This window comes from Holdemanella hominis (genome assembly GCF_014306155.1).
GTDB classification, from domain to species: domain Bacteria; phylum Bacillota_I; class Bacilli_A; order Erysipelotrichales; family Erysipelotrichaceae; genus Holdemanella; species Holdemanella hominis.
Map to the genome: position 1 here is coordinate 1 of NZ_JACRWH010000054.1, position 14,878 is coordinate 14,878.

At 33.6% G+C, this 14,878-nt stretch carries 11 protein-coding genes, 2 pseudogenes and 1 riboswitch; all 13 genes and pseudogenes read right to left on the reverse strand.

Annotated elements, in window-relative coordinates:
* Positions 1-228: 228 nt before the first annotated feature.
* Positions 229-1,623 (reverse strand): sensor histidine kinase, encoded by a 1,395-nt coding sequence (locus tag H8911_RS10100; protein ID WP_186999570.1) that lies wholly within the window; start codon positions 1,621-1,623, stop codon positions 229-231.
* Complete coding sequence (locus H8911_RS10105; protein WP_186999571.1) at positions 1,616-2,302, reverse strand: response regulator transcription factor; 687 nt, start codon at positions 2,300-2,302, stop codon at positions 1,616-1,618. The genes H8911_RS10100 and H8911_RS10105 overlap by 8 nt, the downstream gene beginning before the upstream one ends.
* Positions 2,303-2,391: 89 nt before the next feature.
* Positions 2,392-3,930 (reverse strand): 2,3-bisphosphoglycerate-independent phosphoglycerate mutase, encoded by a 1,539-nt coding sequence (gene gpmI / locus H8911_RS10110; protein ID WP_186999572.1) that lies wholly within the window; start codon positions 3,928-3,930, stop codon positions 2,392-2,394.
* 103 nt (positions 3,931-4,033) lie between these two features.
* Entirely contained in the window at positions 4,034-4,771 is a 738-nt protein-coding gene (locus H8911_RS10115) for an amino acid ABC transporter ATP-binding protein (protein ID WP_117925229.1), read from the reverse strand.
* Positions 4,772-4,781: 10 nt separating this feature from the next.
* Positions 4,782-5,504: an amino acid ABC transporter permease gene (locus tag H8911_RS10120; RefSeq protein ID WP_117925227.1), complete on the reverse strand. Its 723-nt coding sequence runs from the start codon at positions 5,502-5,504 to the stop codon at positions 4,782-4,784.
* Between the two features lie 2 nt (positions 5,505-5,506).
* Entirely contained in the window at positions 5,507-6,337 is an 831-nt protein-coding gene (locus H8911_RS10125; protein WP_117925225.1) for a transporter substrate-binding domain-containing protein, read from the reverse strand.
* 82 nt (positions 6,338-6,419) lie between these two features.
* Positions 6,420-6,586: riboswitch (Lysine riboswitch) on the reverse strand.
* Between the two features lie 284 nt (positions 6,587-6,870).
* Entirely contained in the window at positions 6,871-8,565 is a 1,695-nt protein-coding gene (locus H8911_RS10130) for an ABC transporter substrate-binding protein (RefSeq protein ID WP_186999573.1), read from the reverse strand.
* A 77-nt stretch (positions 8,566-8,642) separates the two neighbouring features.
* On the reverse strand, positions 8,643-10,421 hold the full coding sequence (gene pepF / locus H8911_RS10135) for an oligoendopeptidase F (protein ID WP_186999574.1): 1,779 nt from the start codon (positions 10,419-10,421) through the stop codon (positions 8,643-8,645).
* An 80-nt stretch (positions 10,422-10,501) separates the two neighbouring features.
* Entirely contained in the window at positions 10,502-11,149 is a 648-nt protein-coding gene (gene pcp / locus H8911_RS10140) for a pyroglutamyl-peptidase I (RefSeq protein ID WP_186999575.1), read from the reverse strand.
* A gap of 13 nt (positions 11,150-11,162) precedes the next feature.
* Positions 11,163-12,115 (reverse strand): annotated as a pseudogene (locus H8911_RS10145) (DUF979 domain-containing protein).
* Positions 12,115-12,786, reverse strand: a pseudogene (locus H8911_RS10150) (5-oxoproline transporter, DUF969 family subunit). The pseudogenes H8911_RS10145 and H8911_RS10150 overlap by 1 nt, the downstream one beginning before the upstream one ends.
* A 98-nt stretch (positions 12,787-12,884) precedes the next feature.
* Positions 12,885-13,877, reverse strand: coding sequence for a dipeptidase (locus H8911_RS10155; RefSeq protein ID WP_117925221.1), 993 nt, complete (start codon positions 13,875-13,877; stop codon positions 12,885-12,887).
* 3 nt (positions 13,878-13,880) lie between these two features.
* On the reverse strand, positions 13,881-14,687 hold the full coding sequence (locus H8911_RS10160) for a Cof-type HAD-IIB family hydrolase (protein WP_186999576.1): 807 nt from the start codon (positions 14,685-14,687) through the stop codon (positions 13,881-13,883).
* Positions 14,688-14,878: the final 191 nt, after the last annotated feature.

The window sequence follows — 14,878 nt, forward strand, 5'->3', positions numbered from 1 at the left end:
ACAAGCGATGTTGCTGCAAACGATTTTAATAGAACGGTTAAAAATATTTAAAATCTTATCTGGAATCATAGGTGAAAATCCTCCTCTATAATTCCTTCGGATTATGTTTAAAATTTCGGTTTTTGGCTTGTCAAGTGTTTTTTACACTTCTTGCACAAAAAAAGAGCCCTACCCATTTATAGGTAAGACTCATAAATTTAAGAATTTGCTTAACTTAATGACATTGGACTAATTCTCTGGGATTTCTTTTACAATAATAGGCAATTCAACTGTGATTTTAGTTCCCACATCTTCCTTTGAAGTTAAATGGATTTTGCCTTGATAATAATAGACAACATGTTTTACAATCGACAAACCTAAACCTGTACCTGGTATTGTTTTTGAGCGTTCTTTATCTACCCGATAAAATCTTTGAAATATTCGACTCTGATCTTCTTGCGCAATTCCCACACCTGTATCTTCCACACTAAAATACATATTTTTTTGATTTTTCTTTAGAACAACATCTATTCGTCCGTTTTGTTTATTGTACTTAATTGCGTTCGAAATTAAATTATAGAAGATACCTTTAATATGATCTAAACTCGCAAAAACTGTAAACTCTGTCGCATTCACATAAACATTTAAATGCATCGCTTCAATTTGTGGCTTTAAAGTCTCGACAACAGAATCCAACAATTTCTTTACTTGAATATGCGAATATGTGACTTGCATCTCTTCTGTTTCTAATTTTGAAATCGTTAAAATATCATTGATCAATTGCGTCATATGGTCACTCTCTTTTAAAACACAATCTAAACATGTATCGATTTGAGCACTATCCTGAATTGTATGCGAACGAATCAATTCTGTATATCCACGTATAGAAGTGAGTGGTGTTTTTAATTCATGACTCGCATTACTAAAAAATTCCTGGCGAACCTTTTTTTCTTTTTCCAGTCTTTCTAAATATTTTTTATTTTCTTCGGACATATTCGTCAATGCATCTGTGATTCCATAAAGTTCGGGATAATTATATTTATGAAACGATAGCACTTCTTTTGAAATATTTGTTGAATTAATTGTATTTGTGATATCTTTAAAAGGTTCTACAATTTCATTGGCCATTTTTTTAGACAAAACAAATACCACCATAAAAGATACGGCAATACTAAATAAAAATGGTACTAATAATATCGAAATAGATTGGCTCAACCCATCAAATGGCATAGCTAAACGAACAATTGTTTGATTATCTTCCTCATAGTCAGCTATATATAAATAAGAACGTTGCATTGTATCTGAATAACGAATACATGTCCCTGTACCTTGAGCAATAGCTTGTTTTACCTCTTCACGCTGCAGATGTTTTTCACGAATTCTATTTTTATAGTTATCATATAAAACTTTTCCGTTTCGCTTAATAATTGTGATACGAATATCTTCCGATTTAACAGTATCACCCAAACGAGTCGTATTTAAATCATCTATTTCTAAGTTTTTTACCAATTTAACTGTATTCATTAAATATTGTCGATTTTGAGAAATAGATGCTTTATATAAACTCACGTAAAGTAAACCAAAGCCCAAGATAAATGTGATCAAAAAAGTTGTTAAAAACGAATGAACAATCTTCTTATGCATTGTGATCCTCAGCAACAAAACGATATCCAACCTGTCTTACAGATTGAATCCAATGTGCATATTCATTTCCCATCTTCTTACGCAATGAGTTAATATGTACATCCAGTGTTCTGCTTTCTCCAATAAAATCATATCCCCAAATCTGATTGATCAACTCTTCTCGTGATACAGCTCTACCTTCATTTTTAGCTAAATATTTCAACAATTCAAATTCTTTAAATGTCAATTCAATCGGTTCTTCATGAATTGTCACCGTTCTTTTATCTAAATCAATACATAAGCCATTTATTTGAATCAATCGTTCATCCTTTTTACTTCTACGAAGTAATGAACGAATACGAGCAGCAAGCTCTAACACACTAAACGGCTTCGTCAAATAATCATCAGCTCCTAAATCAAGTCCCATGATTTTATCAAGCTCTTTATCTTTTGCACTTAAGATAATAACAGGTAAATCTTTAAGCGTTGCCTTTGAACGAATAAATTTTAATATATCATACCCATTCATGCCTGGTAACATCAAATCTAATATGGCTAAATCTACTTTATTGTTTTGTAGATAATCATATGCATCTTTTCCATTTTCAAAATCAACTAGTTCATAATTAAAACTAGCCAATGTTAATTTTAATAATTGACGAATATTTTCATCGTCTTCAACAATTAAGACTCGTTCCATAAATCAAACCTCTTTTTTTTGTCATTTTATCATGAAAGCAAGTAAAAAAGGAGTAAAGTTTTTTTTACATTACTCCTTAATAATCTAAATTATTTTTTTAAAGATGGGTTCCAGTGTTCATTTGGTTCTAATCCTAAGAAATCACAAACTGTAGCTGCAACATTTGACAATCCTAGATCTTCGCCTTCTTTTAATTCACATTCCGCATTGTATACGATGAATGGAACTGGTGCTAATGTGTGGCTAGTCTTACTTTCATCATCCGCATTACCGTGGTCTGCAGTAACTAATAAAATACCATTTACTTTATTTACAGATTCAATAACACGTGCAAGTTCTAAGTCTACTGATTCAACACCAATGATAGTTGCTGGTAAACTTCCAGTGTGTCCTACCATGTCACCGTTTGGATAGTTTGTACGAATGAAATCATAGTTTCCACTTTCGATTGCTTCACACAATTTATCAGTGATTTCAGCAGCCTTCATCCAAGGTCTTTGTTCAAATGGGACTATATCACTTGGGATTTCAACATAAGTTTCTAAAGACTCATCAAATTTTTCTGAACGGTTACCATTCCAGAAATATGTAACGTGTCCATACTTTTGTGTTTCACTGATTGCATACTCACGAATACCATATTTACACAATTCTTCAGTTAATGTATATTTAATTTTTGGTGGTTCCGTCAAATAGTTCTTTGGAATTTGTAAGTCTGCATCATATTGTAACATACCTGCAAATTTAACATTTGGAACTTTAACACGATCAAATTTATCAAATGAAGCATCTCCATCAAATGCTAAAGAAATTTCTTGAGCACGGTCACCACGGAAGTTGAACAATACAACGCTATCTCCATCATCGATAGTTCCTACAGGTGCACCATCTTTCGCAATAACAAATCCTGGAAGATCTTGGTCAACAACATTTAATTCTTTACGATACGTTTCAATAGCTTCTGTAGTTGAAGCAAATTGTCTTCCTTCACCCATTACGTGAATTTTCCATCCACGCTCAACCATAGACCAGTCAGCTTCATAACGGTCCATTGTGATTTGCATACGTCCACCACCACTAGCGATGCATGCGTGGAAATTGTCATCATTTAATTCTGCCATAAATGATTCAATATCATTTACATATTCTAAAGCTGAAGTTGCAGGAACATCACGTCCATCAAGCAATGCATGAACACGAACTTCCTTAATACCTTCATTTTTAGATTCTTTAATCAAAGCCTTTAAGTGAGAAATATTAGAGTGTACGTTTCCATCACTTAAAAGACCGATGAAATGCATTTTGCTGTCTTTTGCATTTTCAGCTAAATCCTTCCAAGTTTTAGAATTGAAGATTTCTTTAGACTCAATATTTTCGTTAACTAATTTAGCTCCTTGAGAATAAATTTGTCCACAACCTAATGCGTTGTGTCCAACTTCTGAGTTACCCATATCTGAATCTGTAGGAAGTCCTACTGCAAGTCCATGAGCACGAAGTTGTGTATGTGGACATTCTGCCCACAATTTATCAAGTGTTGGTTTGTTGGCTAATGCAACAGCATTGTTCTTCTTATCTTCACGAATACCAATACCGTCCATAACAACCAAAATTACTGGTCTTTTTTCCATTGTATTTTTCCTCCATTAATCGATAATAATATAACACTAACTAGGCCTTTTTTCAATGAACTCGTCTCAACAAATGAATTTTTTCACAAAAAGAAAAAGCCGCTTAACGGCTTTGATAACGAGATAAAAACTGTTGTGTTCTTTCTTGTTGAGGATGCTCGAACAACTGTTCTGGGCTACCCTGTTCTGCAATGACACCTTTATCCATAAAAATAACACGATCACTAACTTCTCTGGCAAACTGCATTTCATGTGTAACGATAACCATAGTCAAACCTTCATCAGCTAACTTTTTCATGACATCCAAAACATCACCAACCATTTCTGGGTCTAATGCACTTGTTGGTTCATCAAATAGTAGCACTTCTGGATCCATACACAAGGCACGCGCAATCGCAACACGTTGCTTTTGTCCACCAGAAAGTTTAGTACTAGGCTTATTCGCAAACTCTTTCATTCCTACTTCATCTAAGAATTTTAAAGCTGTGGCTTTTGCTTCTTCTTTCGATTTCTTTAAGACACGGACCTGACCTAACATGCAGTTTTCTAAAACAGTCAAATTATTAAATAAATTAAAACTTTGGAACACCATTCCAACCTTTGAACGATATTCATTCACATCCATTTGACCACTTAGAATATCCTTACCATGATATAAAACATGGCCTCCATCCATTCTTTCTAATAGGTTTACACATCTCAACATCGTACTTTTACCAGATCCACTCGATCCAATAATCGTAACCACTTCTCCTTTATGAATATCGAAATCTACATCATTTAATACTTTAAGATTTCCAAAATGTTTCTGGAGATGTTGAATTTGAATAATTGTTTCCATAAATATCCTCCTAGCTACAGAAATCTTTCATGCTACTTTCGCTATCCATTCTTTTTTCAAGATAATTCAATAAGAAAGAAGCAAGTGTTGTTAAAATTAAATATAAAACTGCAGAAACCATAAACGTTTCAATATAACGATAGTTACTTCCAGCTACAGATGTTGTCTGGAAGTACAGTTCAGTTACCGTAATAACATTCAACATTGAACTATCCTTAATGTTTACAATCAATTGGTTTCCAATTGAAGGAAATGAATTTTTAATAGCTTGAGGAAATACAACATACATCAAAGTTTGCATCGTTGTCATACCTAAAGACATTGCGGCCTCATTTTGTCCTTTATCCACAGACTGAATTCCAGAACGAATAATTTCAGCCATATAAGCGCCTGTATTGATTGAAATAATAATCAAACCTGCTGTAATCGGAGTCCATCCAATCACAGGTTTTCCTAAATAGTAAATAAACATAGCTTGAACCATCATTGGTGTACCTCTGAACACCCAAATATACAATCCCGTAATGATTCTACCTATTCTTTTTAAAACTTTGATACCCGTTGAATCATATTCATTGATCTCAATCGCACGAATGCCGCCGACTAATAAGCCGACGACAAATCCTGCAAACGTACCAACAAATGCGAACAACAAAGTCATCTCAATTCCATATTGGAAAAGAGGTAAATTATGAACAAATATGTTCCAAGCTTTCGCAAAATCAATACGCATAATTAATCCTCTGTTGGTTGGTGTTCAACTGCATATTTCATCATTTCTTCACGTTCTTCATCCGAAATACTATCTAATGCTTTTTGAACCTTTTTGAAGAATTCAGAATCACGAGAACCTTCCTTTAATGCGATTGAAACAGTTGTATCACAATCAAAACCATGTCCATCTTCGAACTGAATGATAGTTAAGTCTGGGTTAGCTTCTACAACACCTTTGGCAACTGCCATTTCAGCAGTAATCCCATCCACTTCGTGTTGTTGTAAAGCCAATACCATTTCTGGATAAGTAGCCTTTGGTGTTACGTGATTTACACCTTTAATTTGATCAATGACATCATCGTAGTTTGTTGATTTTTGACCAACGACATTTTTACCACTAAATTGTTGAATATCTGTATATCCAGCTTCTTCACCATCTTTACGAACAATCATGATCATTCCCTTTGAATCATAATATGGAGTTGTAAAGTCAGCTCCTTCTTCACGTGTTTTATCTTTAGTCATACCAGCGATAATCGCATCGATTTCATCACCCTCTAAAGCTGGAATCAATCCATCCCATGATGTTTTCTTAATGACTAATTTTTTTCCTAATTTTTTCGCAATCTTTTTTGCAACCTGCACATCATATCCATCCGCATATCCTGATTTTCCTAATTTTACAGAAGTATCTGTTTTTGTAGAAGTTTGCCAGTTAAATGGAGCATATGCACATTCCATTCCTACAACAAATGTGTCCTTATCTTCTGATGTTGTAGCTGTGTTTGATCCACATCCTGTTAGTGCAAAAGCACATACCATGGCAGATGCCATTAATTTTTTAAAGTTCATATTTCTTTTCTCCTTCTCTAATCGGCAAAGAATAGAAAAAAGCTATGCGGGCATACCACATAGCTAAAAAATATCTCATTAACTATAAGATAACGCCTCTTCCTGACGAAGGAGTGTTATAAGTATTCCTTATAACCCCAAGAAATAAAATTGCCATTTTATCTCTTTCGGCATTGGTTACCTTTCAAACACTTCACAGTCTGCCAACTCCATGTTTTACTCTGATGCAATGCTGCCTCTATCTTTACTCGATTCACTTTATAGTGCTTATTATACTCGACATATACATAGTGTCAAGAAAGAATTTGCAAATTTTCATAAAACTGTAAATATTTTCATCATTTCTTTAAGCTTCTTTTAAGTTTTAAAAACTATTCTATAGACAGAAATAAACAGGTATCAACCCAATACATATAACCCTTTCCTAAATAACTTATTCTGTTTATTTCATATATTCCTATTTCTTGGTGAGTCATAATAATAGACTCACCCTTTTTTTTGAACAAGAAAAAAGAATGTACATATGTACACTCTTAATCTAAAGTAGCTGTATCCATTGCTTGTGACCAGTTATGAATTGGACCTGTCTTCATATTCTTAACACGCTTGTTATATAAGTTGAAATTCTGGTTTCCATATAATGCTAAATATGGCAATAAATCATTTTCCTTAATCATAACCTGTTTATAAAGCTCTGTTGATTTTGCTTCATCTGTTGTATACATTGCTTCATCCAATAATGAATCCAATTCACTATCTGATAGTCTTGCATAGTTATTTACATCCCCTGTTTTCAACATAGAATTTAAATCTGTATTAGCTACGCCTGTAAAACTCATCGCAAGACAACTCATTTCCCACTCACCCAATGCACTATCATCACTTGTTTTTGACAATAATGAATTGAATTCTAGAATTGTCTGTTTTAAATCAACACCAATATCTTTGTATGTCTTTTCAATCATAGGAATCAAAGTTTCCAATGAACTAGAACCTTCCGCAATCATGAAACGAATGCTTAATTTTTGACCATCTTTATAACGATAACCATCATCTGCCATTTCCCATCCAGCTTCATCTAAGATTTGATTTGCCTTATCTTCATTAAATTCATAAGTTTCAAGACCATCCAAAGCCTCTTCACCACGAATATAAGTGCCTAAATTGGCGCTTGCTGGATTCGCATATACAGCTGGTACAAAGGCTAGTTTTTCTTTTTTTGCTTCCTTACTTGCTTTTTCCCAAGAGAAGAAACTATCGACAAAGCCTTGACGATCCGTCGCATAAGCTAAGGCTTTACGTACGGCTGGATCGGCTGTAGGACCTTGTGCACAGTTAAAGTAAACATAGCCTTCTGTCGCACGTGGGTATGTATTAAATGTCAAATTGTCATCTAGACTAACTTGTCCAATTTTAGTTGGATCTGCATTCTCAGGTAAATAATCCACATTTCCTTTTTGAAGTTCATTTAACTCAGTTGAAGTACTGCAAACTTTGATAATAACCTTATCAATTGAATATTCTCCTTTTTTAGCTTTAAAGTTCTCGTTTCTTACAAAGCTAGCGCCGGTTGCCTTTGAATATTTATTCAATTTATAAGCCCCACTACCAATCGGATTGGAAGTATCTTTTTCAATCTTTGATATGTGTCCCTTCTTGTACTTATATTGTGTATCCGAGCAAATAGCACGAGTACCAAAAGTAGTTACCGCATCAATTCTTGGCTGTGTCATATGGAAAACAACCGTATAATCATCTGGTGTCTCAATTCCACTTAATTCTGTAGCATCCCCATCATGATATTCCTTATAACCTTCAATATTCTCTACATCACTCGAAAACCTTCCTGTATAGCTAGGATCTGCCAACACTGTAAATGTATATTTTACATCACTAGAAGTAAGCTTAGATCCATCGGAAAACTTAACACCTTTATTCAACTTAAAAGTAACCGTTTTTCCATCATCACTAATTGTAGGAAGCTCCTTAGCCAAAACTGGCTGTAATTCTTCATTTTCATCATACTGAAGCATTGATTGATATATCAAGTTGATCGCATATGCATCGTATGCACTTTCATAATACAGTGGTGAAAATACACCATTCATCTGCGCAGTAATTCCAACGGTCAAAACATTATTCGAATTATCACTTGACGCAGATGAACATCCCACTAAGCTTGCAGCCATCATTGCTGCTAATCCTGACTTCATAATCTTATTGTTCATTCACATCACCCTCTTAATTTAAAAATATGATACATTTCTTTCATTTTCTTTGCAAGCTATTTTCAGTAAAATTTCAATTATTTACAATTGATCAATTCATCAAACTCATCCACAAACTTATCAAACTGGCAAATCGCATCATGAATTGGTTGTGGACTTGTCATATCGACGCCTGCCATTTTTAATAAATCAATTGGAGACTTAGAACATCCACCCTTTAAGAAATTCAAATAATTCTCAATATCTTCTGGATTGCCTTTTAATAGCTTTTGCGAAATGGCCATGGAAGCACAAAAACTTGTCGCATATTGATACAAATAGAAATTCATATATAAGTGTGGGATTTTTGCCCACTCTAAATCAATTGGCTCATCTACAATCACATCTTCACCATAATATAATGTATTTAAATCATGATTGATCTTATTCAATAATTCAGCACTCAACGTATTATTTTTAGCCACTTCCTCATTGATCAACATTTCAAATTCTGCAAGCATAGCCTGGCGGTACATTGTTCCACGATATTGTTCCAATAGATAATTAATCAAATAAGCACGCTCTTTTTTATCCGTAGTTCTTTCCAATAAATAATGCATCAACAAAGCTTCATTACATGTACTTGCGACTTCAGCCACAAAAATCTTATAATCGCTATTAATAAAAGGCTGATGTTTAAAAGACATATAAGAATGCATCGCATGACCCATTTCATGTGCCAAAGTAAATTCACTTCTTAATGTATCTGTATGATTTAATAAGACAAAAGGATGGCATGGCACACCACAAGAATAGGCGCCTGAACGCTTTCCTTCATTTTCATATACGTCGATCCATCGTGAATTTAAACCTTTTTCATAAGCCTCTACATACTCTTGTCCTAATAAAGCTACGGAAGCTAACGCTTCTTTTTTTGCCATTTCAAAGGTAATTTTCTTATCAAATTCCTTAACTAAAGGAACATATAAATCATACATATTTAATTTATCTTTCTTTAAAGCCTTTTTACGAACCTTCATATATTTATGCAAAGGTGCAATATCCTTATGTATCTGCTTAATCAAATTCTTATACACACTTGACGGAACTCCATTTTTATTTGTACTTGCCTCCAATGATGTTGGATATCCTCTTAAATCCGATTCATATTTCAACATCTTACACTGTGAATTCAATAAAGAAGCCATCGTATTTTGAACCTTACCATAAGCTGCATACATATTTTCGAAAGCCGACTTTCTTAATGTCTCATCTGCACTTTCTAAATAATCCACATAACTTCCTGATGTCAATGGTAGAACATTCCCCTTCGCATCTTTAACATCTTCAAACCTTGTATCCACATCATTCAAAATATAGAATGCTCTTTCACTACTAGAAAAAATATCTTGACACCCTGCTAACAATCCTTCTTTTTCCATAGACAAAGTATATGGCTTTAATCGATAAATATCTTGAATAAATCGTCTATATCTCTCTAATCCCGGTTCATTTTCGAAGTATGTTTCTACATCAGACAATTTTAAAAGCTCTACTTCAAAAAAGGCTTGCTGAGAATGAATCTCTGTAATAACTACGTTTGCCTTTCCTTTTAAATCTTGATAAAAAGCATTTGAACCATCTTGATCACTTAATAAAGATGTATAACAATCCAATGTATATAGTTTTTCATTTAATTCTTCATACCCTTTTAAATACGCATATAAACTAGATGCATTTGTTAGATGATCTTTATATTTCAATAATTCTTTTGATTGCGTCTTTGCTTTCTCTAATTCTTTATAAAACACATCTAGATTTGGATAGATATCTTCTATTTTCCATGTATTTTCAATTAATTGTTCATTTCTTTTCATATACACACCTCTTTTTTTACATTTAGTGTAATCTCTTACATTCTAAAAGTCAAAAAAAAGAAAAGAATAAATCTTTTCTCTTAATGCGTTTCTCCAGAAACCACTTTAATATCCGTATCACTCTCTAACATAGCTTCTACAGATAATTCAATGGCTTTAGCAATATCTTTTAAATTCATTCCAGGAGTTCCTGCTGGCTGATTTACTGTTTGTTCAGTGGCAAAAGGCACATGCATAAAGCCACCTTTTAAATCTTTAAATTCTGTATGACAATAATGCAATACAGAATACATTACATCGTTACAAACATAAGTTCCTGCTGTATAACTAACACTTGCAGGAATTCCATTTTCCTTCATTTTTTCAACCATTCTAAACACAGGAAGCATTGTAAAATAAGCTTCTGGGCCATTTTCTACAACACTTGTCTGTAAAGGTTGATTGCCTTCATTATCGGCAATTCTCGCATTTCTAAAGTTAATACCCACCCATTCTGGTGTGACTTGACTTCTTCCTCCTGCTTGACCAATACACAATACAAAATTTGGCTGATTCTCTTGAATCGCTTCATAAACTGCATCTGGCCCTTTTTGAAATACTGTAGGAATTTCTTTCTTAATAATTTTTGCCCCACCAATTTCATCCGGCAATAATTTAACAGCTTCATAAGCTGGATTGATTTTTTCTCCTCCAAAAGGATCAAAACCTGTAATTAATACTTTTTTCATAACATTTCATCTCCTATGACATCATGATCATCATGACGATTTGTACCACTAACATAATTACAGCAACAAGCACTTGTTTTTTAATGACACCATTTTTGTCTTTCATTTCTAAGATTGCAACAGGAACCATATTAAAGTTTACTGCCATTGGCGTACATAGTGTACCACAATATCCACAAGTTAATGCTAAAGATCCAATCACTACTGGATCTGCTCCATATTGAAGGACAAAAGGTGCCCCAATACCAACTGTCATTACGGTAATTGCCGCAAAAGCATTTCCCATGATCACGGTAAATACCGCCATGCCAATCGCATAAACAATAATTCCAATTGTAATGTTGCCTGCAGGAATAATATTCGATACTAATCCAGAAATTACATCTCCAACGCATGCAGCTGTAAATATGGCACCTAAAGCAGAAAGTAACATTGGAAGCATACTTAATGGTCCAACCACATCCATCATTCTACGACAATCTTTTAAGAAGACACTTGGTGTATTTGATTTTGAATAGATACGCAAAATAATCACGGCCACAAAAACACCTACACTCATTCCAACTAGTGGTGAAATCTTAGTAAAGAATGCAGCTAATAGCGTAAATAAACCAATACATACTGCTGGAACAAATACTTTTGAGCCAATCTTCTTGTTGTTTTGTTCCATCTCTTCAAGAGTAGGTTCAGGCTCATTACCAGTGAAACTTTCTTAAAAATTGGAGGTAAAACCAAGATAATCAACAAAATACCATCTACCAATGCTGGCAACCATTTACCTAGCACAAACATCAATCCTAAATCAAACCAGAAAATAAATGAACCAACATTATTTTTGTTTTCTTTATCTTTTAGATTTTTAAAAGCAACATACTTAGAAATCAATCCAATAATACAATACATGACTTCTAAAGGTTTATCTGAAAGTGTAACATCTACACGCGTATAAAATCGAATTGGATTCATTATTTAGTCTCCCTCCTAGATAATTGTTTATCTTTAATATAGTAATAAACAATCGCAACAGCTACGGCAATAATTGCCACTTGAATTTGTACTTTCATTAAATCAACCAATTCAACATTGTAGCCTAAAACAGCTAATGTAGATTGTACTAAAATCATTCCACTTGTTCCTACAAACAAAACTTGTCCGAAGAATCATGCGATATTTTCCATACCACTTGCCATTCCTTTTAAGTTTTCTTCATACTTTTCACTGATCTTTTTATCATTTTTCTTAGCTGCAGCTGTAGCCATAGGTAACACAATAGGACGAACAAATCCGGCAACGCCACCAAAGCTTACATTAAATGCCGCAAAGACTAGACGGAATACACCATAAATCGCAAGAACAACACCGGCTGATGCATTTTTAAATTTCTTCATTAAATTAGATGCTGCTTGTTTTAAACCATTTCTTTCCAAAGTACCCGTAACTACCATAACCATCACAAACACGCACATACTACGGTTAGCGACGAAGCTTGATCCAAGTGTTTCCAAGAAAGTAACTGGATTCATACCTGCAACAAGTGCAGTCACAATAGCGGCAATCATAATAATCAAAATCGAATCCAATTTTAATACAAATCCGATTACGACAATTAGAATACCTAACAGTTTCAATGATTCCATAGTCTTTCATTCTATCTTTCATGTTTCTTACAGATTTTTACATCAGAAATTATATCATGTTCCTCGCGAAAAACAAAAAAATGGATCCAACGATCCATTTACAATACTGATTTATAGACTCTTAATACATTCTTATAGAAGATTTTTTCCACTTCTTCTTGTGTAAGACCCGCCTTATATAAAGCTTCTTCTAATAAATTCATCATAGAAGCATCTTCAATTTCTAAAGGACATGAAATCCCATCAAAATCTGTACCTAATCCAATGACATCAATTCCAGCTAAGTCTTTGATGTATAGAATATGTTTCACCATATCTTCTACACAACTCTTGTGATCAGTGCGATCCGCCAAGAAACTGCCACAGAAATTAAGTCCCATGACACCACCACGTTTTGCCAATTGAAGAATCATATCATCACTCATATTACGGGCTACATTACATACACTTCTTGCGTTAGAATGTGATGCCACAAATGGTTTTGTCGTATATTTCAATACATCATAGAAACCTGCATCATTTAAGTGAGAAACATCAATGATCATGCCTAGTCTTTCCATTTCATTTACATATGAAATACCAAACTCTGTCAATCCTCTTTCTGTATCTACACTACGCTTATAGTTAGGTTGATTCCCATTCATATCTTTCATAGAAAGGTTTGGATAACCAATTCCGTTCTCATAATTCCATGTTAGTGCAATCATTCTCACACCCATGCGATAATAGTTTCTTAACATCGCTAAATCATTAAAGCAAACACCACCATCTTCTAAAGTTAATAAACTTGATATTTTTCCTTCTTTATCATTTTTTTCAATATCACTAAATTTATATACAGGTGCAATATAATCTGCATACTTATCTATTTGTGTACAATATTCATCATACAAACGCATTGTCTGTTGCTCAGGAATAGCTAGTTCTTTTTGATCTGTAAACAACGCAAAATTCTGTAATAAATAATTACCCTTTTTCATTTTTTTTAAATCAATCGACAAATCATTTGAAAACAAACTTGCCTCTTTCCCTTTTAAATCACGACTCAATAATTCTAGAATCGTATCACAATGCATATCGACTACTCTCATATTCTACAACTCCTTTAACCACTCTATACAGCCATCTTCATAACATGAAGGAACAATTTTTTTTGCGACTTTTTTACATGCTTCACAGCCATTTTCAAGAGTAACACCAAGACCAGATGCTTCTAATACAGGCGCATCACTTGAACCATCTCCGATGGAACTGACATCTTTCCAAGAGATTTCAAGATTCTTCAACAAGCGGTTCACACTATTTAACTTTTCACAATCCTTATGAATAATGTCAATCATCGTATCTGTACTATGCACAACTTTTACATTACAATTTAATTCAATAATCGATTTCATTTCATCATAAATTGAATCAATTCGTGATTTTGAATCCGATATAGACACTTTCCACACAGAACCCTTTAAATATTTTTCCATGTGATTCGTTAAAATGTAATCCACATCACAATTATGCATATCCAGTTCAAATCCATGTGTCATTTTATTTGCCACAAAATAATCGGATTGACTATATCCAACGCCTAAATTATGCTTTTGAGCATATTGCCAAATAAATGAAACATCGTTATTTGAGATAACATACTCAAACATCGTCTTTTTCATTTTCACATCAAAACAATGGGCTCCATTACAACTAATGACATATCCACCAAAATCTTGCATCAAAATCTGTTTAGACAATGGATACACACCTTGAAAGCATCGAGCTGAATTTAATATAACTAAGACATTTTTCTTTTCAACCTCAATCAATGCTTCTTTAACAGCTTCATTTACATAGATTCCACTACTCGGATTCGTCAAAGATCCATCTAAATCACATACAATTGTCCTAACCATATAGCACTTCCTTTTACTTGTTTAATAGTAATACGAAACGCGTCAAAAAAAAAGACCCCGAAGGGTCTTAATGGATATTTAAATTCTTGTAGGGTCGAACATAGTCCTTAAATTTTTATAGGGTCGTTTTATAAGTAGTAAAAAAATTCTATAAAATATCGTAGGGTCGTGTTCGTCCCATTTTTTTATAT